Annotated in this window: 22 protein-coding genes; 7 read left to right on the top strand and 15 right to left on the bottom strand. The window is 67.4% G+C overall.

Going from position 1 to position 18,572, the window contains the following annotated elements; translation table 11 throughout:
- Positions 1-308 precede the first annotated feature (308 nt).
- Positions 309-1,061, top strand: coding sequence for a L,D-transpeptidase (locus tag AU185_RS04930; RefSeq protein ID WP_059102309.1), 753 nt, complete (start codon positions 309-311; stop codon positions 1,059-1,061).
- Positions 1,062-1,074: 13 nt separating this feature from the next.
- On the opposite strand, the gene AU185_RS04925 is transcribed toward AU185_RS04930, so the two are convergent.
- The 5 genes from AU185_RS04925 to AU185_RS04905 all read right to left on the bottom strand — a co-directional run bounded on the left by AU185_RS04925 (position 1,075) and on the right by AU185_RS04905 (position 4,174).
- Positions 1,075-1,752 carry a sterol desaturase family protein gene (locus AU185_RS04925; RefSeq protein WP_059102308.1) on the bottom strand — a complete coding sequence of 226 codons (678 nt, stop codon included), beginning with the start codon at positions 1,750-1,752 and terminating at the stop codon, positions 1,075-1,077.
- The gene (locus AU185_RS04920) at positions 1,749-2,468 is read right to left on the bottom strand and encodes a FadR/GntR family transcriptional regulator (protein ID WP_059102307.1); all 720 of its coding nucleotides are present in this window, start codon (positions 2,466-2,468) and stop codon (positions 1,749-1,751) included. Before AU185_RS04920 ends, AU185_RS04925 begins: the two co-directional genes overlap by 4 nt.
- A gap of 55 nt (positions 2,469-2,523) precedes the next feature.
- Entirely contained in the window at positions 2,524-2,898 is a 375-nt protein-coding gene (locus tag AU185_RS04915; RefSeq protein WP_059102306.1) for a nuclear transport factor 2 family protein, read from the bottom strand.
- Between the two features lie 7 nt (positions 2,899-2,905).
- Positions 2,906-3,325: a lipoprotein LpqH gene (locus tag AU185_RS04910; protein WP_059102305.1), complete on the bottom strand. Its 420-nt coding sequence runs from the start codon at positions 3,323-3,325 to the stop codon at positions 2,906-2,908.
- A 72-nt stretch (positions 3,326-3,397) separates the two neighbouring features.
- Positions 3,398-4,174: a helix-turn-helix domain-containing protein gene (locus tag AU185_RS04905; protein WP_059102304.1), complete on the bottom strand. Its 777-nt coding sequence runs from the start codon at positions 4,172-4,174 to the stop codon at positions 3,398-3,400.
- A 110-nt stretch (positions 4,175-4,284) separates the two neighbouring features.
- Between AU185_RS04905 and AU185_RS04900 the strand changes: the two genes are divergently transcribed.
- The gene (locus tag AU185_RS04900) at positions 4,285-4,575 is read left to right on the top strand and encodes a hypothetical protein (protein WP_059102303.1); all 291 of its coding nucleotides are present in this window, start codon (positions 4,285-4,287) and stop codon (positions 4,573-4,575) included.
- Here the strand turns inward: AU185_RS04900 and AU185_RS04895 are convergent, their stop codons facing one another.
- Positions 4,576-5,820, bottom strand: coding sequence for a cytochrome P450 (locus tag AU185_RS04895; protein ID WP_059102302.1), 1,245 nt, complete (start codon positions 5,818-5,820; stop codon positions 4,576-4,578).
- A 251-nt stretch (positions 5,821-6,071) separates the two neighbouring features.
- Here AU185_RS04895 and AU185_RS04890 point away from each other — a divergent pair, with 251 nt between their 5' ends.
- Entirely contained in the window at positions 6,072-6,641 is a 570-nt protein-coding gene (locus tag AU185_RS04890) for a hypothetical protein (protein WP_156425400.1), read from the top strand.
- A 37-nt stretch (positions 6,642-6,678) separates the two neighbouring features.
- Here the strand turns inward: AU185_RS04890 and AU185_RS04885 are convergent, their stop codons facing one another.
- The 6 genes from AU185_RS04885 to AU185_RS04860 all read right to left on the bottom strand — a co-directional run bounded on the left by AU185_RS04885 (position 6,679) and on the right by AU185_RS04860 (position 12,051).
- A complete protein-coding gene (locus AU185_RS04885; protein ID WP_059102301.1) occupies positions 6,679-8,949 on the bottom strand; it encodes a molybdopterin-dependent oxidoreductase in 2,271 nt (756 codons plus the stop codon).
- Complete coding sequence (locus AU185_RS04880) at positions 8,946-9,527, bottom strand: TetR/AcrR family transcriptional regulator (RefSeq protein ID WP_059102300.1); 582 nt, start codon at positions 9,525-9,527, stop codon at positions 8,946-8,948. The genes AU185_RS04885 and AU185_RS04880 overlap by 4 nt, the downstream gene beginning before the upstream one ends.
- A 116-nt stretch (positions 9,528-9,643) precedes the next feature.
- The gene (locus AU185_RS04875; RefSeq protein WP_059102343.1) at positions 9,644-9,988 is read right to left on the bottom strand and encodes a DUF6766 family protein; all 345 of its coding nucleotides are present in this window, start codon (positions 9,986-9,988) and stop codon (positions 9,644-9,646) included.
- Between the two features lie 115 nt (positions 9,989-10,103).
- A complete protein-coding gene (locus AU185_RS04870) occupies positions 10,104-11,237 on the bottom strand; it encodes a nitronate monooxygenase (protein WP_059102299.1) in 1,134 nt (377 codons plus the stop codon).
- 88 nt (positions 11,238-11,325) lie between these two features.
- Entirely contained in the window at positions 11,326-11,691 is a 366-nt protein-coding gene (locus tag AU185_RS04865; protein WP_059102298.1) for a VOC family protein, read from the bottom strand.
- Positions 11,692-11,706: 15 nt separating this feature from the next.
- On the bottom strand, positions 11,707-12,051 hold the full coding sequence (locus tag AU185_RS04860) for a VOC family protein (RefSeq protein WP_059102297.1): 345 nt from the start codon (positions 12,049-12,051) through the stop codon (positions 11,707-11,709).
- Between the two features lie 52 nt (positions 12,052-12,103).
- On the opposite strand from AU185_RS04860, the gene AU185_RS04855 reads away from it, so the two are divergent.
- A complete protein-coding gene (locus AU185_RS04855; RefSeq protein ID WP_059102296.1) occupies positions 12,104-12,625 on the top strand; it encodes a TetR/AcrR family transcriptional regulator in 522 nt (173 codons plus the stop codon).
- On the opposite strand, the gene AU185_RS04850 is transcribed toward AU185_RS04855, so the two are convergent.
- Together AU185_RS04850 and AU185_RS04845 are read right to left on the bottom strand one after the other, a co-directional pair.
- Positions 12,616-13,383, bottom strand: coding sequence for an HAD family hydrolase (locus AU185_RS04850; protein WP_059102295.1), 768 nt, complete (start codon positions 13,381-13,383; stop codon positions 12,616-12,618). The two genes, AU185_RS04855 and AU185_RS04850, sit on opposite strands and share 10 nt — an antisense overlap.
- A gap of 13 nt (positions 13,384-13,396) precedes the next feature.
- Positions 13,397-14,473: an NAD(P)H-dependent amine dehydrogenase family protein gene (locus tag AU185_RS04845; RefSeq protein ID WP_059102294.1), complete on the bottom strand. Its 1,077-nt coding sequence runs from the start codon at positions 14,471-14,473 to the stop codon at positions 13,397-13,399.
- A 78-nt stretch (positions 14,474-14,551) separates the two neighbouring features.
- On the opposite strand from AU185_RS04845, the gene AU185_RS04840 reads away from it, so the two are divergent.
- The 3 genes from AU185_RS04840 to AU185_RS04830 all read left to right on the top strand — a co-directional run bounded on the left by AU185_RS04840 (position 14,552) and on the right by AU185_RS04830 (position 17,449).
- Positions 14,552-15,286: a glucose 1-dehydrogenase gene (locus tag AU185_RS04840; protein WP_059102293.1), complete on the top strand. Its 735-nt coding sequence runs from the start codon at positions 14,552-14,554 to the stop codon at positions 15,284-15,286.
- Between the two features lie 121 nt (positions 15,287-15,407).
- Positions 15,408-16,667 carry a competence/damage-inducible protein A gene (locus tag AU185_RS04835; protein WP_059102292.1) on the top strand — a complete coding sequence of 420 codons (1,260 nt, stop codon included), beginning with the start codon at positions 15,408-15,410 and terminating at the stop codon, positions 16,665-16,667.
- Between the two features lie 53 nt (positions 16,668-16,720).
- The gene (locus AU185_RS04830; protein ID WP_059102291.1) at positions 16,721-17,449 is read left to right on the top strand and encodes a 2OG-Fe dioxygenase family protein; all 729 of its coding nucleotides are present in this window, start codon (positions 16,721-16,723) and stop codon (positions 17,447-17,449) included.
- Here AU185_RS04830 and AU185_RS04825 read toward each other — a convergent pair.
- A complete protein-coding gene (locus AU185_RS04825; RefSeq protein ID WP_059102342.1) occupies positions 17,403-18,530 on the bottom strand; it encodes a carboxylate-amine ligase in 1,128 nt (375 codons plus the stop codon). The genes AU185_RS04830 and AU185_RS04825 overlap by 47 nt on opposite strands.
- Positions 18,531-18,572: the final 42 nt, after the last annotated feature.

Here is an 18,572-nt window from a genome sequence, read left to right as displayed (position 1 = left end):
CCCCAGAGACGCCGCCCCCACCGCCGCAGCCCGTGCTGCCGCCGCCACCGCCGCCTGCGCCACCCCCGCTGCCACCGCCTGCGTGACCGACGGCCGGTGTGCGGAGCGCGGGCGCCTTTGCTCCCGCGGGATCGTTGCTGGCGGTCACCCGGCTCGCCTCAGCCGTCGCCTCGACGTCCGGTGAAACGATCTGAGCAGCACATTCGATAAGGGCAGTGAGGACGACGCCCGCCTGCGCTGAGACATGCGCGCGCGGGCGCCAATTGCGGTTGCCGAGGTAACCGCACGAGACGAACTAGGATAGAAGTGTGCTGAAGCTTCGAAATGCGCTGGCGGTGGCGAGCCTCGCGGTGCTCACCTTGGCGGGGTCCACCGCGACCAGCGCTGCGGGCATCACGAAACCGACCGACGTCGCCAGCATCCAACCGGCTGGACAGACGGTGGGTGTCGCGCACCCGGTGACGGTGACGTTCGACCGGGCTATCCGTGACCGGGCGGCCGCCGAGCGGACCCTCGAGATCTCCTCACCCGCAATGCCCGAAGGAGCGCCTGACGGAAGCTTCACCTGGGTCAATGACCATGTGCTGCAATGGGATCCGGCAGAATTCTGGCCGGCGCACTCGACCATCACGGTGTCGGCCGGCAATGCCAAGGCGAGCTTTCAGACCGGTGCCGCGATAGTGAGCGTCGCCGACATCGGCGCCCATACGTTCACCGTGAGCATCGACGGAGAGGTGGCGCGCGAGATGCCCGCGTCGATGGGCAAGTACGGGTTCGCAACGCCGACCGGATCATTCACGGTTCTGGAGAAGCAGAGTGTGGTCATCATGGATTCGCGCACCATCGGTATCCCCCTGGACGACCCCGAGGGCTACAAGCTCACGGTCTATGACGCGGTCCGGATCACCTGGGGCGGAGTGTACGTGCACGGCGCGCCCTGGTCGACGGGTTCGCAGGGGTACGAAAACGTCAGCCACGGATGCATCAACCTCAGCCCGGACAACGCCGATTGGTACTTCAACACCGTGAGCCTCGGCGACCCGGTCATCGTCCAGTACTGAGGGGCTGGCGCAGTCACGCCGGCTGATGTTCGGCGTGCAGGTTTTTCGCGGTCGGTGAATTCTGTACGACGGCTGGATCGGGGTAGGTGCCGAGCACCCGGTCAGCGGTTCCGGAACTGGTCACCGTGAACCAGTAGTGCTCGTTCTTGAAGTGGTGGTGCCGATGGTTGCGCCAGACCGCCCGGTAGAGAGCGGTTTTCGGCTTGTAGTCGCTGTGGATCAGGTAATGCGTCCACTCGTAGGCCAATCCGAGGGTGCCGATGCACACCAGGTACGTCAGGCCCATACCCAACCGGGGGAACGCCAGCAGTCCGACCGCGACCGTCACCGGCAACACCCAGGTGGCCAGCGACTTCCACGGGATGAAGATCAGCGGGATGTCACGCGGATGGCTGTGGTGTGCCCGATGCTCGCGGGCCAGCAGCGGGTCGATTGTCAACGGCCCCAGCCGCTTCGGCCGCCAATGCAGGACGCAGACGTGGATGATCCACTCGAAGAACGGAAACAGCGCCAGCATCACCACTGGGACGATGGCGTCGGTGACCTGCCAGTCACCGACGGCGATGCGGGCCACCAGCGCGGCGACGAGGGTAGTCCCGATCATCCAGGGGGAGGGGTGTTTCCAGAATTCGCGCTGTGCATGGATGAGCGTGAAGCCCGTGCGCGCATTACCCGTGGTCGAGGTCGTCACTGATCCTCCAGATTGTCGAGGGCGTCGAGAAGCGCTGTCGTCGCCGGTTCGAGAAGGTCGTGGGCGGCCGCTCGGGCCCTCGGCGGATCACCCGCGGTGATTGCATCGGCCAAGTCCCGGTATGCCTGCGGCCTGCCGACCTCGTCAGCCATCACGGTGGCCAGTGCGGGCAGCGCCGGCTCGTAGGTGGCCCGCAGGGTGTTGTACATGAGCCGGAAGGCGATTGAGTCGGCGCCGTCGACGATGTGATCCCAGAACGTCAGCGCGTGGCGTTGTCGTTCGACGGGATCGTCTTCGGCCTCGAGGGCATCCAACGCTTGGCTGAGTGGCTCGGCCAGGCTGCGACCGCACCGCCCGGCGGCCAGTTCGGCGACCTTGGGCCCGTTGTGCAGTCGCGTCTCCAGAATGCTGCGCACGACGGACAAGTCGAGTTCGCCGGCCCGAATGAGCAGGCGCGGCAGCAGATCCAGACCCGCATGGCGCCGGAAGTCGCGCACCGTGGTCGCGTCGCCCTGGCGTACCTCCACCAGCCCCGCGGCGGTGAGCCGCTTGAGCGCCTCCCGAACGGCGGGCCGGGAGACCCCGAGAACCTCGGCGAGCCTGCGCTCGCTGGGAAGCGACTCACCGGGCTGCATCTCGCCGCTGAGCACCTCGGCGACGATCTGCTCGAAGACGTCCTCGGGCACTGAGCGCCGGTTCACCGGTTGAAGTGCCATGCGGCCAGCCTGCCATCCCAATAGGCCAGAGGTCAAGTGGTCTTACCAGTGGCGGTCAGGTTGCGGCGAGCCGTGCTTTCATCATCTCGGCCAGCGTCAGCGTCGCGGACAGCGGACGCACCATGACGGTGAGCTCGCTGATGGCGCCGTCCTCGTCGAGTTGGATGAAATCGCAGCCCTCGATCTCCTTGTCACCGACTTTCGCCCGGAACACGAGCGCATGGTCGCGGGCGTCGGCGGGTCCGATCTCGCGCACATACCGGAAATCGTCGAAGACCTCCATCACGGCAGCGAGGATCTGCCGCAGCGCATCCCGTCCCTCGTAGGGCGTGAAGACCACGGGGCTGTGGAAGACGACGTCGTCGCGGCACAGGGCCATGACGGCGTCGAGATCGGCCGCTTCGACCGCACGGCGGAACTCATGAACCACGGGGCGCTCAGCAGTCGGCTTCGATGCGGAACGTGGCGGTGACCGCGTTGCTCGGGTTGTCGGTGAACGAGCCGTCCGCCGATCCGGTGATCGTGAACGTGCCGCCCTTGCCCTTCACATCGGCCTCGCCGACGTTGCCTTTCCAGAAGTTTCCGGTGAAGCCACCGAAGTTCTGGAAGGTGACCGATTCGGCGGTGACGACGTCTTCGGTGCCGACGGTGGCCGTGAAACCCTTGTCTTCGTCGGGAGTCTCGATGGTCCACATCCATCCGGTCTGCGTACACCTCACCGCGTGGGGGCCGCCGGTGCTCTCGCCGTTGATGGTTACCTTCGCGGTCGTTCCGCCGAGCGCGGCGGGTGGCGTCGAGCAGCCCGCGGCACCGGCGACGAGGATGACGGCGGCCGCCGCGACGAGTCGGTTGTCCATGTCGTCAGACTCTATTGGTGTCGGCGGCCGCACATGCGCGGTTCGGTCGGACTACCGGCGCGACGGCCGGTTTCACCGCAATGCGGCAGCGGTCGCCTCGTCGGCGGGCAGGAACGCCTCGATGGATAGCTCGGCGGCGGTCAGGTCGAGCGCGGTGCCGAAGGTCGTCACCGTGGACAGGAACGTCAGCAGCCTGCCGTCGGGCGTGTACAGCTCCAGTGGTACCGCGACGCCGCCGACGTCCAGTGAACCGTCGGAATCGCCTGGGTAGGAATCAATTTCACCCAGCAGCGCGGTCAGCTCGTTCGACCCGCTGACGGCAACCTCGCGGCGCAGCCGCTCGATGAGGTGGTGCCGCCACTGGCCGAGGTTGCGGATGCGAGGTGCCATCCCGTCGGGGTGCAAAGCGATGCGCATCGCGTTGGGCTCTTCGAGCAGGTCTGGCGCGACACCGTCGAGCAGCACGCCGGCGCCCGAATTCGCCCGCACGATCCGCCAGCGCCGGTCCACCACCACGCAGGGAAACGGGTTGTACGCGTCGAGGACTCGCTCGATCCCCGCGCGAATCGCGGCCATCTCCGGGTCGTCGAGCGACCGCTCGGGATACACCGGGGCGAGGCCGGCCGCCAGCAGTAGCTGGTTCTGTTCGCGGCGCGGCACGTCGAGGACGTCGGCCAGCCGCAGCACCATCGCCCGGCTCGGCGCCGACCGGCCCGTCTCGATGAAGCTGACGTGCCGGGGCGACACCTCAGCGGCGATGGCGAGGTCGAGTTGGCTGAGCCGGCGTCGGCGTCGCCACTCCTTCATCAAGGCACCGAACGTCTGGGTCTGCACGCGCGCCGCGGTCATGGCTGCCAGTGTCACCCAGCACGGCGGGCGTGACCACTACGTCCCAGGTAATTGCGCCGGTTACCTCGGGGGAGCAGTGTCGGAGGTGTCCATCGAGCAGAGGGAGAAACATGGAGACCGTCAAGCCCGCTTCGGCACCGATTCCGCGGTGGCTGCGCTTCGTGCTGATCTCCGACCGCGCCGGGTCCGCGTGGTACATCGGCGCCGGCTTCTTCTTCGCGCCGGTGCTGGCGGTGCTGTCGCCGTGGCCGACGGTGACCACCGTGCTGTGGGCGGTCATCGGCTTCTTCGGTCTGTGGCTGGGGCTGCTGGGTATCGCGATGGCGACCGGCCTGGCGATGGTGCTTCGGTCGAACGCCGAGATACCCGAGGAGTACTGGCGCTCGATCATCGACTACTGACTACGCCTTACCCGCTCCGGTGTAGTCGACCTGCCAGTGCTTGATGCCGTTGAGCCAGCCCGACCGTAGCCGCTCGGGCTTGGCCAGTGGTCGCAGATTCGGCATCTCGTCGGCGATCGCGTTGAAGATCAGATCGATCGTCATCCTGGCGAGGTTCGCGCCGATGCAGTAGTGCGCCCCGGTACCGCCGAAACCCACGTGCGGGTTGGGATCTCGCAGGATGTCGAACGTGTACGGGTCGTCGAACACCTCTTCGTCGAAGTTGGCCGAACGATAGAACATCACCACCCGTTGGCCCTGCTTGATCGTCACTCCGCCCAACTCGGTGTCCTCGAGTGCGGTGCGCTGGAACGAGGTGACCGGGGTCGCCCACCGGACGATCTCGTCGGCGGCCGTCGCGGGTCGTTGTTCCTTGAACAACTCCCACTGATCGGGGAAGTCGGTGAACGCCATCATGCCCTGGGTGATGGAGTTGCGGGTCGTCTCGTTGCCCGCCACCGCCAGCAGGATGACGAAGAAGCCGAACTCGTCGTCGGAGAGCTTGTGCCCCTCGACATCGGCCTGCACCAGCTTGGTCACCAGATCGTCGCCCGGGTTCTTGGCCCGCTCCGCGGCCATCTGCATGCCATAGGTGATCAACTCGACCGACGCAGCCGTCGGGTCGTTCCTGCTGTATTCAGGGTCCTGGTCGCCGACCATCTGATTGGACCAGTGGAACAGCTTCATCCGGTCCTCCTGCGGGACGCCCATCAGCCCGGCGATCGCCTGCAGGGGTAACTCGGCCGACACCTGCTCGACGAAGTCGCCGGAACCCTCGGCGGCTGCAGTTTTGGCGATGTTGGCCGCGCGCTCGCGCAGTTCCTCGCGCAGGGACTCGATGGCCCTGGGGGTGAATGCACGCGAGATGATCTTGCGCAGATGGGTGTGGTGCGGTGCGTCCTGGTTCAGCAGGACGACCTTGCCGGCCTCGAGTGACGCGGGGTCCGCCTCGTCGCGGTACCTCGGTAGCGCAGTCTTCGCGTTGCTGGAGAACACGTCGCTGCGCCGCGAGATCTCCTTGACGTCCTTGTGCTTGGTCACCACCCAGAAACCGGTGTCACCGAAGGCCAGGTTGCCCTTCGTCTGCTCGTTCCACCAGATGGGTGCCACCTTCCGCATCTCGGCGAGCTCATCGACGGGCAGTCGCTCTGCGTAGATGTCGGGATCGGTGAAATCGAATCCGGGCGGAAGGTTGGGAGTCGGCATCGATGCTTTCCTCACATGACGTGGTCTAGTGCCCCTATCGCATTGCTACACCACAGTTGGGGAAGGGTGAGGCGGGTTTACCGAAAGTGCGACAGAAAGCGAAGTGAAACGTGTTCCGCACGGTCCGGTTATTGACCGCTTCGTCACACCGAGCACTGGTGTAACAATTCTGCGACACTCTTCGAAGCAACAGTGACGCCGTCGACGCGCCAGTGCCGTCGCGGGACGGTAACCCGGAAAGGGGGGCCCCGGTGAGGATCGTGCTCGACCCGAAGAAACTGTCATTACTGGGTGCGGGGATCGCCGCGGCTCTGGTCGCCGCGCCGCAGGCCCTTGCTGATCCCGCGGCGCCCGCGCCGCCGCCTCCGCGACCGGCGGCGGGCGCACCCGTGGTGGCGGCCGCCGCTCCGGCCCCGGCCGCCGGTGATGTGGCGCCGGCCCCGCCCACCGAAGGTGTTTCGCATCTCCCGAGTCCGCAGTCGCCGCCGCCGGGAACCACCATGGACCCCAGCGTGAAGCCCAACGAGCGCCCGAACGTCAACTATCTCAAGGACTTGTGGCACGCCGTGCAGAACCAGCAGATCAGCGGCAAGGAAGCGTTGATCATGGGGCTCGCGCAACGCCCCCTGAACACGCCCTATCCGGAGGAGGCACCGGGGCCGTACGTGCCGATCTCACCGGCCGAACCCGTGGCCCCGCCGCCCGCTCCCGCGCTGCCGTGGCTGCCGCCGCCGCGGCACGCACCCGCTGCGCCCGCGCCACCGGCTCAACCCGCGCCACCGGCTCAACCCGCGCCGCCGGCACCTGCACCCGCGCCGTAACGCGCTGGCGTCTCGACCGGAACGGTCGAGCGCGGAGTCATGCGCGAGTTTTCTCGACGTCTTCGCGCAGAAGCTCACGTTCGACGGCCTCGATCCGGGCGGGCACGTGTTTGTGCCAGGGCGTGCCGGCATATGCGTCGCGCCAGTCGCTGCACGTCAGTGAGTTCGGCGCCACGCCCGGGGCGTGGGCCCGGCCGTCGTCGTCGACGAAATCGAGGCCGAAGCCGTTGGGCAGCGACGCATGCCCGGCCAGCATCGCCTCGCTGATCTCGACGCTCGCCTCACCGGTACCCGCCGCCGTGGTGATCCGTGCCCTGCCGCCGTCGACGAGGCCGAGCGCTTCGGCGTCCTCGACGCTGACGCGCAAGGCGCCGTCCTGGTCGCGTTTGCGCCACGTCGGGTCGCGGAAGATGTCGTTGGCGGTGTAGGCGCGCCGTTCGCCCGCCGACAGCACGATCGGGAACTCCGCGGTGACTAGAGGTGCGCGCTGGGCCTCCAACGCCCGGATCTCGTCGAGCATCTCGGGCATGTGTAACGCGATCTTGTGGTCCGGGTGGCTGATCAACGCGAAATCATCGCTGTACTCGTGGACGGTGAACGTCACACCCGACCGGCTGTCGAGGATCGCGTCGAACAATGCATTTCCGTCCGCGTGGCCGGCCCGCCGCACTGCGTCGGGATAACTCATCGCAGCCTTCTGCGCCAGCCCCCACAGTGCTGCCGCACCGGAAAGGCCTTCCGGCAGTGTCGGTCCCAGCGTTTCATACAGCACGAACGGCAACACCTTCGCCAGCGTGGGACTGGTCCCGACCGCCTGGAGAAATGCCTGCGTGTAGGCCTGCCGGCCGTCGCGCGCCGCCACCCGCAGCGGTTGCAGATCGGTGTCGTCGACGAAGTCCAGCGCGCGCATCAGCCTCGCCCAGATCTCCGGTTCGGGCAGCGTGCCGTCGAGCGGTTCCAGTAAGGGATGGCGCAGGTGAAAGGTGTTGTGCGGGAACTCGAGATTGAAGAACGTGCACTCGCACTTCTCGTACTGGCTCGCGGCCGGCAACACGTAGTGCGCCAGTCGCGCCGTCTCGGTCATCGCCACGTCGATGACGACCATCAGTTCGAGGGACGCGAACGCCTCGCGGCACGCGGCCGAGTCGGCAAGCGAATGCGCAGGATTGCTACTCTCGACGAGAATCGCCCGGAACCGGTCCGGATGATCAGTGGAAATCTCTTGAGGGACAACGTTGCTCGGGATCAAGCCGCCCACGATCGGAGCACCCGTGACCGGGGTCCGGCCCACCTCGGGCGTATGGCGGAACAGCGGCCCGAACGACGAATGCAGGTGCTGGCCGCCGCGCTTGGCGAAGTTTCCGGTGAGGATCCACAGCAGCTTGTTCAGATAGGAGCACAGCGTGCTGTTGGGCGCCTGTTGGACACCGAGATCCTCGAAGACCGACACGCTGCCCGCGGTGCCGATACGCCGCGCGGCGGCGCGGACGAGTTCCTCGTCGACTCCGCATCGCAACGCGTAGGCGCCGACCGGCACCTTCATCAGGGCGTCGCGTACAGGTTGGACGCCGTGCACGTGCTCGGCGAGAAAGTCTTCGTCGCAGAGGTTTTCCTGTACCAGCACCGCTGCCAACGCGGCAAGGACCCAGGCGTCGGTGCCCGGCCGCGCGCGCAAGTGGTAGTCGGCCATCTTCGCGGTGTCGGTCACGACCGGGTCGATCACGATCATCGATCGGCCCGGGTCCTTGGCGATCGCGTTGAGCACGGTCCGAGCCCGCGGGAAACTCTGTGACATCCACGGGTTCTTGCCGATGAACACCGAAACCTCGGCGTGTTCGAACTCGCCGCGGGTATGGCCGCCGTAGAGATGCGCGTCGACCCACGCCTCACCGGTCTTCTCCTGGGCCAGCGCATTTGACCGGTAGTGCGAGCCGAGCGCCTTGAGGAACGCGCCGCTGTAGGCGCCGCCGAGGTGGTTTCCCTGCCCGCCGCCTCCGTAGTAGAAAATCTTGTCGCCCCCGTAGGCGTCGGCGATGCGCCGGAAGCCCGCGGCCACCTCGGCGATCGCGGTGTCCCAGTCGATCTCCTCGTAGCTCCCGTCGGGTCTCCGCCGCATCGGAGATGTCAGCCGAGCCCGGTTGTTCTGATAGTGATCGAGCCGCAGAGCCTTGTTGCACGTATAGCCTTGCGACGCAGGATGCGCCTTGTCGCCGCGGATCTTGGCCAGCTTGCGGTCGTCGAGTTGTACGACGATGCCGCAGTTGCACTCGCACAGGATGCAGGCGGTGGGGTGCCAGTCATCGCTCATCGCTTGGCCTCACTTTCCGTCGCGGTCTCGAGAAGCGCCCGAAGTTGGCGGTGCACGAGGTCGAGTGGCTTCACGTCGCCGGCGGCACGGGCGACCACGATCGCGCCCTCGACGGCGGTCAAGATCAGCGTCGCCAGTTCCTCGGCGCGGTCCGCGTCGGCGCCGTCGGCTGTCAGCCGGTCGGTGATCAGCGTGCCCCACCGGGCGAACGCGGCCGCAGCACGGTCGACCACTGGCGCGAGCTGATCACCCTTGGCGCCGGATTCGACGGCCACCGCGACGACCGGACATCCGGCGCGAAACTCGCTGTCGATGAGCTGCTTTCGGAAACCGAGCACCAACGCGTCGAGCGCATCGATACCGCTGGCCGCCTCCTCGATTTGCGATGCGACGTACGCGCCCGCGAAATCGACTGCCTCGCAGAGCAATTGAGTACGCCCGCCGGGAAAGTAGTGATAGGCCGAACCGCGGGGCGCGCCACTGTGTGCGAGTACGTCGGCGATCGCCGTCGGATGCGCGCCGCGTTCCCGGATCAGCAGCGCCGCGGAGGCGACCATCCGCTCGCGATGACTAGCCATACGCCGAGGTCCTCCATCCGAAAGGGCTATGTATGTCACCTTACATAATCGGCGGACCGCAGGCTAGTAGACCACCGCGAGCCACCATTAACCCCCCGCGAACCTGCCGCAAATGTTCAGGATTCTTGGCCGGGCGGGGGAGTCGGCAGACCCAGCCGGTCCTTGATGTCGTCGATCTTGGCCTCGATGCGCTCAAGGTCTTCGGCGTCGACCTTGAACAGCCAGTGCTTGGCCCCGAGTAGCAGAATGGCCTGGAAGATCAGTTGCAGCCACTCGCTCTGCCAGTTCTCGAAAGTACTGGCGAAGAACTGGTGCAGATACTCGCCCCACACGAAGGGCTGCCCGTGCTGCTGCTGGGTGCTGGTGAACTCGGCCAGTTGCGTGATGAACTGACCGGCCCAGGACCCGGCGAACAGCAGTAGAAGGATGTAGACCGCGCCCCACCGCCTGATATGCCTCATGGGTACGGCGTACCACGCCACCATGACCGCCGGCCCGCGAAACGCCGACGGCCAAGCCGCGAATCAGGCCACCGCGGCCAAGCCGCGAATCAGGCCACCGCGGCCAAGCCGCGAATCAAACCGAGGCGGCCTCGTTGATCGCGTCGAGCCGTCCGGTGGCCTCGAGGTACTCCTGCACCCAGCGCTCGATCACCGTCGAGGTCTTCTCCACCTTGGTGAACTGGCCGACGACCTGACCGATCGGGTTGAACGCCACGTCGACGGACTCGTTGGGGTACTTGTGGGTGGCGGCGACGGCCATGCCCGAGACCATGTACTGCAGCGGCATCCCGAGGGGTTTGGGGTTGTTCGGGTCTTCCCACGCCTCGGTCCAGTCGTTGCGCAGCATCCGCGCGGGCTTGCCGGTGAACGACCGGCTGCGCACGGTGTCGCGGCTGCTGGCCTTGACGTAGGCGGCGTGCTGCACCGGGGTGTTCTCCGACTCCTCGACCATGACCCACTGCGATCCCGTCCAGGCGCCCTGAGCGCCGAGCGCCAGGGCAGCGGCGATCTGCTCGCCGCTGCCGATCCCGCCGGCCGCGAGCACGGGCACCGGCGCGACCTCCTTGACTACCTGCGGCCACAGCACGATCGAGCCGACCTCACCGCAGTGGCCGCCGGCCTCGCCGCCCTGGGCGATGATGATGTCCACGCCGGCGTCGGCGTGTTTGCGGGCCTGCGACGGCGATCCGCACAGCGCGGCGACCTTGCGGCCCTCGTCGTGGATGTGCTTGATCATGTCGGCAGGAGGAGTGCCCAGCGCGTTGGCGATCAGCGTGCACTTCGGGTGCTGCAATGCGACCTCGACCTGCGGGGTTGCGGTCGCCTCGGTCCAGCCGAGCAGCTGCAACGCGTCGTCGTCGCTGTGCTCGACCGGCACGCCGTGATCGGCGAGGACCTTCTTGGCGAAGTCGATGTGCTCCTGCGGCACCAGGTCGTTGAGCGTCTTCTTGAGCACCTCGGGCGACAGGTCGGCGGCGTCCATGCCCTCGTATTTGTTGGGGATCACGATGTCGACGCCGTAGGGGTGGTCACCGATGTTCTCGTCGATCCACTTCAGCTCGATCTCGAGTTGCTCCGGGGTATAGCCGACGGCCCCGAGCACGCCGAAACCGCCGGCCTTGCTCACGGCGACAACCACGTCGCGGCAGTGGGTGAACGCGAAGATCGGATACTCGATGCCGAGGTCGTCACAGATGGGGGTGCGCATGCCTGCTCCTTGATGTGCCGCCGCAAATTGAAACGTGTTCTAGTTTAGTACCCGGCGGCGCCGTCGGCGCAAGTACGGTGTACGACGGCTATTCGACGACGCTCGTCGTGAGGTCCTCCACGAACGACACCTCGTTGCCGTCCGGATCGCGGACGTCGACGATCTTGACCATCTCGCCGACGATCAGCGGTTCGCCCGTCGAGATTCCATCGCCGTTCAGTGCGGCGATCTGAGCGTCTACGTCGTCGACACCGAAGCGCACCGCGGACCGGCCCGCCGACTCCGGGTCCTCGACGAGCTGCAGCCACGCGGTCGCGGTGACCTGCCACTCGCCGACCCTCTCGACCGGTTCGAGGTCGGGGTCCCTGCCGATCAGACGGCTGTACCAGCGCCGACCGACGGAATAGTCGCGGACAGCGACGACCGCGGCGACGTCATTCAACTTGTGGGCCAAGGGTTTCCTTTTCCTTCAGTCGTTGGACTGGTCGAGTACATAGACAGCGTTGCCATGGGGATCCTCGAAGCCCGCCCACCAACCGCCGGGGATCTCGACCGGTTCGAGCCACACGGTCAGGTCACCCCGTCGCTCGTCGATCCAGCTGCGCGCGTCGTCGACCATGAGCATCGGCCCCGGCCGACCCACCCGCTCGGGGTCGACGTCGATCATCAGCTGGGCGGCGACGCCGGGCATGTTCAGCGTCACGGTGTGGTCGCCTTCGCGCCATCCCTCCGGCCATCCCAGCGTGTCGCGGTAGAAGGACAGCGCCGGCGCCAGTTCCGGAACGGGCAGGTAGAAGAAGGCGAGAGTGCTCATGACAGAACCGTAATCCAATTATGGAACGCACACAATAGATTATGATCGGCGGGTGCCGGAGTGGATCCCTACCGAGGGCTCGCCGAAGGGCCGCCTGGTCCTGCGGGCCATGGACGCGTTCAGCGCCGAGGCGTTCGAGGATGTGAATGTCGTGGCACTCTGCAAGACGGCGGATGTCACGACGGGGACCCTCTACCACCACTTCCAGACGAAACTCGGGCTGTACGAGGTCGTTCGGCTCGAGGTGGAACGGCGAACGCTGGACCGCGTCGCAGGGGCGCTAGCCGCTCGGGCCGAGGATCCCCCCGGAGTTGCCGTGAGGGCGGCTCTGCTCGTGGGTTTCGACTACGTCGTCGACAGCGGTCGCGTTCGTCTGGTCGGCGCTCCGGTGCCGCCCGGACGGGACGATCTGCTCGAAGCCGCCGTGCGCAAGGTCCTCGACCCGCGCGGTCCCGGGGCCCGCGTATGGCTGGCGGCCTGGCGGGCGGCGCTCATGTGCACCCTCGACGGTTTCAGCGTGACAGGCGCGCGTCGGGCGATCGTGCGATTCGGCCTCGACGCAAATCAGTCGTAGCCGATCAGCCTTCGAAGCGAGACCCGCCTGCGGTCGCCGGAACCCTCGACCCGCAGCACCGGCCAACCGTTCTGGGCGGCCATCGCGGCGAGGCCGGGGCGTGGGTTCACCGGCCGAGGATTGCCGACCAGGGCCATCAGCGCCGCGTCCTCGTCGCCATCGGCGTAGAAGTAACTGCGTTGCAAGGCAACGCCGTTGGTCTCACAGAAGACCTGCACCGCTGTGGACTTGTTGCGTCCCCAGATGACCGGTTTGGCGATCCGGCCGGTCAGCAGTCCGGCCTCGTCGAGCTCGAAATGGTTGCACAGTACGTGATCGATTCCGGTGAACCGGGCGACCGGCTCGGCGTGGATGGTCAGCGCCGAACTGCTGAGCACGACCGTGTGACCGCGTTGCTGGTGGGCCTGGACGATCTCGTGCATGTAAGGGAACACCCGCGCAGCGATCCGCTCGACGAAGAGGCGCTCGCCGAGTTCGTCGAGTTCGGCCAGCGACTCGCCGCGCAGGTAGCCCGCCGCGCGGGTCAGAAGCCGCTCGAACTGCATGCGGCCCAGCCGGTATCGCAGCGACGCTTCGACGACGCCGAGCACTTCGCCGATACGCGCCTGTCTGCGCCGAATGCGGTCGGCCGCGTGCGCGGTGGCGGTGAACCCGTCGACAAGCGTGCCGTCGAGATCGAAGAACGCGCCCACCTCTGGCCCTTCTGGGCTCGCGGCGATCTCGGCGATCGGGTCGGGTGCTGCGGGCTGCGCATGCATGGCGGGCTCCAGCCTACTGAGCCGCGTACACGCCCTTCCCGGTGACGAGCGGCATGTCGAGGGTGGTCCGGATGCCCGGCGGGGCCGCGATGACGTCGGGGATGGCGTTCACGATCCGGCCCGCCGCGGCGAGGATGGCGGCGTAGTTGTGGTCGCCGTTGCGGCTCGTCGGGCAGATGTCCATGGTGTACGACGGTTCGCCGACGATCTCGACGCGGTACGAACCGCCGGGCTGCGCGGGCTGGGCCCAGTCCGGTCGCAGGTCTTCCCGAAGGCGGGTGACGTGTTCGACGACGATCACCGGCCTGCCCTCGACCATGCCTTCGATCTGGAAGCGCACCGCCGCCACGGTTCCCTTCTTGATGGTGCCGACGGCGACGTCGAAATCCTCGGGTGCGGGTTCCTGTTCGACGGAGTCGCGGATCTCGTCGACCTCGATGCCAAGGCCGGCCGCCAACTGCCGAACCGCCGTACCCCAGGCGATGCTCAGCACGCCCGGCTGGTAGAGCATGGGCAGGTCGCCGAGTTCGTTGCCGAAACCCATGACGTCGAACATCACCGTCGCGCCGTCGTAGGTCGCGTAATCGGCGATCTCCATGGTGCGGATCTGCTCGATGCTCTGACACGTTCCCGCCAACGCGAACGGCAGCAGGTCGGTGACGAAGCCCGGGTCGACACCGGTCATGAAGACCGTCGAATCGCCCTCTCGCGCAGCGTCTTCCACCCGCTGGATGTATTTGTCCGGAATCACCTGCCACGGATACTGCAATACACCGAGACCGGATCCGACGACGTCGACGCCCGCCGCGAGGATCTTGCGCACGTCGGCCATCGCATCGGGCAGCCGGGTGTCGCCCATCGCGCAGTACACGACACAGTCCGGATTGTCGGCGATGATGGCGTCGAGGTCGTTGATCGCGGTGACGCCGGTGGCCACGTCCAGGCCGGCCAACTCGCCGGCGTCCTTGCCGACCTTGGCATCCGACGAGACCCACACCCCGGTCAGGTCGAACCGCGCGTCGTTGACGAGTTGCTTCAGCGCGAGGCTGCCGCAGTTGCCGGTCCCGACGATCGCCACCCGAATAGCCATGGCGAGCAGTATGCGTGTTGCACAGCGAAATTGGAACAGGTTCTAGTTCACTGGACCCGTGCGGTAGCCTGACGCCCCATGGGACGCGTGGACGACAAGGTTGCACTGATCAGCGGGGGCGCCCAGGGGATGGGCGCCGCCGACGCCCGGGCGCTGGTGGCCGAGGGGGCCAAGGTCGTGATCGGTGACATCCTCGACGAGAAGGGCAAGGCGCTGGCCGACGAGATCGGTGAGTCCGCCCGTTACGTCCACCTCGACGTCACGCAGGCCGACCAGTGGGAAGCCGCCGTCGCGACCGCCGTCAACGAGTTCGGCAAGCTCAACGTGCTGGTCAACAACGCGGGCACGGTGGCGCTGGGCCAGATCGGCCAGTTCGACATGGCCAAGTGGCAAAAGGTCATCGACGTCAACCTCACCGGGACCTTCCTGGGCATGCAGCACTCGGTGGAGGCGATGAAGGCGGCCGGCGGCGGCTCGATCATCAACATCTCCTCGATCGAGGGTCTGCGCGGCGCCGTCATGGTGCACCCGTATGTGGCCTCGAAGTGGGCGGTGCGCGGGCTGACCAAGTCGGCGGCGCTCGAACTGGGAGCCCACAACATCCGGGTGAACTCGGTGCATCCGGGCTTCATCCGCACCCCGATGACCAAACACTTCCCGGACAACATGTTGCGGATCCCGCTGGGCCGCCCGGGCCAGCCCGAGGAGGTCGCGACGTTCGTGGTCTTCCTGGCCAGCGACGAGTCCAGCTATTCGACCGGCGCCGAGTACATCATGGACGGCGGCCTGACCAACGACGTCCCGCACAAGTAGCCGCAACCCACCCTTCTCGGGCGAACGTGGATTACAACCGCACGCTTCGCCGCGCCGAGCGTCGACCAACCCCACACTCGCGCGCGAGCCCCGACCGCGGCGCCCCGTAGTGTCGTAGCTCGTGAGCGCACGCGCGGGCATCGTGGTCACCGGCACCGAAGTACTCACGGGCCGGGTGCAGGATCTCAACGGACCGTGGATCGCCGATCGGCTACTGGAGCTGGGTGTCGAGTTGGCGCACATCACCATCTGCGGCGACCGGCCGGGCGACATCGAGGCCCAGTTGCGGTTCCTGGCCGACGAGGGCGTGGACCTGATCGTCACCAGCGGCGGCCTGGGCCCCACTGCCGACGACATGACCGTCGAGACGGTGGCCCGGTTCGCGGGCCGAAAGTTGGTGTTGGACAACCGGCTCGAGGCCACGATCGCCGACATCGTGGCGCGTCTGATGGCGCGTTTCCCGAATGTCGATGCCGAGGCAATCCAGGCGTCGAACCGCAAGCAGGCGCTGGTTCCGGACGGCGCCGACGTGATCGATCCGGTCGGCACCGCTCCGGGCGTGGTGGTGGCGGGCAAGCCGACGATCGTCGTGCTGCCCGGGCCGCCGCGCGAACTGCAGCCGATGTGGCCGCTGGCGGTGCAGACCCCCGCTGTGCAGGAGGCGATCGCCGGCCGCACCGCGTACCGCCAGGAGACGGTCCGGATGTTCGGGCTGCCGGAGTCCGGCCTCGCCGACACGCTGCGTGACGCCGAGCGCAGCATCGCCGGTTTCGACCGTCTCGAGATCACCACCTGCCTGCGGCGCGGCGAGCTCGAAGTGGTCACCCGCTACGAGCCCGACGCCGCCGAGACCTACGCCGAGCTGATGACGTTGCTGCGCGAGCGGCACGGCGAGGTGATCTTCTCCGAGGACGGCTCCCGCATCGACGACCAGGTCGCCCGGTTGCTCGGCGGTCGACGCATCGCGACCGCCGAGTCCTGCACCGGCGGGCTGCTGGCCGCTCGGCTGACCGACCTCGCGGGCTCGTCGGCCTACGTCGCCGGAGCGGTGGTCGCCTACGCGAACGACGTCAAGGCGGGGCTGCTCGGCGTGGACCCGGCCCTGATCGAGGCGCATGGCGCGGTGTCCGAGCCCGTCGCCGAGGCGATGGCCGACGGCGCGTTGAACCGCTTCGGGGTCGACACCGCCGTCGCGATCACCGGCGTCGCGGGCCCGGGCGGCGGGACAGCCGAAAAACCGGTGGGCACCGTGTGTTTCAGTGTCAAGCTGGCCGACGGTCTCACGGTCACCAGGACGATGCGGCTGCCCGGCAACCGCACCGACATCCGCGAGCGGTCCACCACCGTCGCGATGCACATGCTGCGCCGCGCGCTGAGCTGAGCTGAGCGGTCGCCACGTTCAATCCGTGTGCACGCGGGTATTCCGGCGGCGAGATGACACTCGCACAGCACCCGTTGCTCACCGACGGGGCATATCTGATGGCCCCGGCCGAACTCAATGCGGGCCTCGGCACCGACCGCCGCGCCTGGCAGCGGTTCGGCCGGCACTGGAACGCCCTGGCCGACGATCCTTATGCCGCAGAGCTGGGCACGCGGCGCCTACGCCGCTACGGACATTTCGCGTTCGTCCCCGCCGACGGTGCCATCGACCCTTTGCCGCACGACGCGTTCGTACAGCCGCAGGCATCCAACCCGCTCTATGTCGACCGCAGCCGCCACTTCGAGCCGCTCACCGACGCATTCGTCGAAGAGCCACTGCTGCAACGGTTTCTGCGGCTACTGGGTCAGGTGGCCACGATGCTGGACGAGTTGCCCCGCTGGAGTATTAAGGTCACCCCGTTCCGCGTGCTGGCCTCGACGTCCGACGGTGGCGAACCCACGCCGGAGGGGCTGCACCGCGACGGCGTCACCCTGGTCAGCTCGTTGCTGATCGGTCGCGACAATGCGGTGGGCGGAGAGAGTTCGGTGTTCTGCGCCGACGGCCGCCAGCTGCTGTCGACCACGCTGAGCGAGCCGGGCACCCTGTTGCTCGGCGACGACCGTCGTACGTTGCACGGGGTGACGCCGATCCGACCCCTGGACCCGACGAAACCGGCGCGCCGCGACGTCCTTGTCGTCACGTTCGCGCCGTCAGGTCCAACAGGTCGTCCACCACACCGGTGAGATCGCCATGCCGCGAGGCCGACGCGCGCTGCAAATCGGCTCCGTTTCCGCGGGCGGACAGCCTGTCCATGAACGCCGACACCGCCTCTGTGTCCCCGCCGGCGACGAGGGCGGCCTCGATGTGGTCGATCAACCGCGCCGCCTGCTCGGGTGAAGGAACTAGGCGGCCCGTCGCCGCGTCGGGGACGCATCCTGACCACCCGTCGCGCGCCGCGCGCCAATACGCCGCGCGCAACAACTCGCTGGACAGCATCGGCCCGGGATCACCGGCGCCCGCCGCCCTCGCAACCGTCGTCACCAGCGCCCTGACGATGGTCCCCAGCGCGACGGTGTCGTCGAGGTCAGCAGCGACATCCATCGTGCGGATCTCGACCGTCGGCCACACCGGGTTCGGCCGGACATCCCAAAACGGCAGGTCTGCCTTCAGCATTGCCCCGGACTCGGTGATCGCCGCGGAAAGTTCCTCGTACTGACGCAGCGATGAAGCGTAGGGCGGTGGGCCGAGGCACGGGAAGCGACTGCGGACAACGGCACGCCAGTCGGAGTAGCCGGTGTCGGCGCCCCGACAGAACCGCGAATTCGCGCTGAGCACAAGCAGAGTCGGTAACCACGGCCGCAGGTGGTTGCCGACTCGCAGGGCCAGCTCGCGGTCGGGGATATGCACGTGGACGTGCATCGAACACAACGCGAAGTCGTCTAGCATCGCGCGGTACTGCGCAGTTCCAGCCCGATACCGCGGGTGGTCGCCAACCTCGACGGCCCGCCTGTCGGTCAGCACCGGGGTGCCCGCCGCGCACAGCCGCAGGCCGACCGAGGCGGCGGCGGTATTGGTCGCCGCGCGCACCCGTGCCAATTCGGCGCGCAATTGGTCGGCGTCGCCGCACGGCGGCGTTCGCACCTCGATCTGGTGTCGAGTGAACTCGCCGGAGACCAAGTCGGCCGCTTCATGGCCGACGGCCGCGATGACGTCGGCGGCCCGCGGTTGCGGCGTGCGGGTGACAGGGTCGATGAGGAAGAACTCCTCCTCGACGCCCATCGTGGGAACGTCGGATAGGCTCACCACCGCGTCACCGACCGCCATCGACACCTCCTAGGGCAGAACCGCGATCGGATTCGATAACGT

Origin of the sequence: Mycobacterium sp. GA-0227b (assembly GCF_001499855.1) — a bacterium.
In the GTDB taxonomy this organism is placed as follows: domain Bacteria; phylum Actinomycetota; class Actinomycetes; order Mycobacteriales; family Mycobacteriaceae; genus Mycobacterium.
This window is presented reverse-complemented; position numbering and strand designations above follow the sequence as displayed.

Excerpts from the sequence above, each read along its gene's own strand:
- AU185_RS04910 (WP_059102305.1), bottom strand. The coding sequence starts at position 3,325 with ATGGACAACCGACTCGTCGCGGCGGCCGCCGTCATCCTCGTCGCCGGT.
- AU185_RS04830 (WP_059102291.1), top strand. The coding sequence starts at position 16,721 with ATGACACTCGCACAGCACCCGTTGCTCACCGACGGGGCATATCTGATG.
- AU185_RS04885 (WP_059102301.1), bottom strand. The coding sequence starts at position 8,949 with ATGAGCGATGACTGGCACCCCACCGCCTGCATCCTGTGCGAGTGCAAC.
- AU185_RS04860 (WP_059102297.1), bottom strand. The coding sequence starts at position 12,051 with ATGAGCACTCTCGCCTTCTTCTACCTGCCCGTTCCGGAACTGGCGCCG.
- AU185_RS04880 (WP_059102300.1), bottom strand. The coding sequence starts at position 9,527 with ATGGCTAGTCATCGCGAGCGGATGGTCGCCTCCGCGGCGCTGCTGATC.
- AU185_RS04845 (WP_059102294.1), bottom strand. The coding sequence starts at position 14,473 with ATGGCTATTCGGGTGGCGATCGTCGGGACCGGCAACTGCGGCAGCCTC.
- AU185_RS04840 (WP_059102293.1), top strand. The coding sequence starts at position 14,552 with ATGGGACGCGTGGACGACAAGGTTGCACTGATCAGCGGGGGCGCCCAG.
- AU185_RS04920 (WP_059102307.1), bottom strand. The coding sequence starts at position 2,468 with ATGGCACTTCAACCGGTGAACCGGCGCTCAGTGCCCGAGGACGTCTTC.
- AU185_RS04895 (WP_059102302.1), bottom strand. The coding sequence starts at position 5,820 with ATGCCGACTCCCAACCTTCCGCCCGGATTCGATTTCACCGATCCCGAC.
- AU185_RS04875 (WP_059102343.1), bottom strand. The coding sequence starts at position 9,988 with ATGAGGCATATCAGGCGGTGGGGCGCGGTCTACATCCTTCTACTGCTG.
- AU185_RS04850 (WP_059102295.1), bottom strand. The coding sequence starts at position 13,383 with ATGCATGCGCAGCCCGCAGCACCCGACCCGATCGCCGAGATCGCCGCG.
- AU185_RS04900 (WP_059102303.1), top strand. The coding sequence starts at position 4,285 with ATGGAGACCGTCAAGCCCGCTTCGGCACCGATTCCGCGGTGGCTGCGC.
- AU185_RS04825 (WP_059102342.1), bottom strand. The coding sequence starts at position 18,530 with ATGGCGGTCGGTGACGCGGTGGTGAGCCTATCCGACGTTCCCACGATG.
- AU185_RS04905 (WP_059102304.1), bottom strand. The coding sequence starts at position 4,174 with ATGACCGCGGCGCGCGTGCAGACCCAGACGTTCGGTGCCTTGATGAAG.
- AU185_RS04870 (WP_059102299.1), bottom strand. The coding sequence starts at position 11,237 with ATGCGCACCCCCATCTGTGACGACCTCGGCATCGAGTATCCGATCTTC.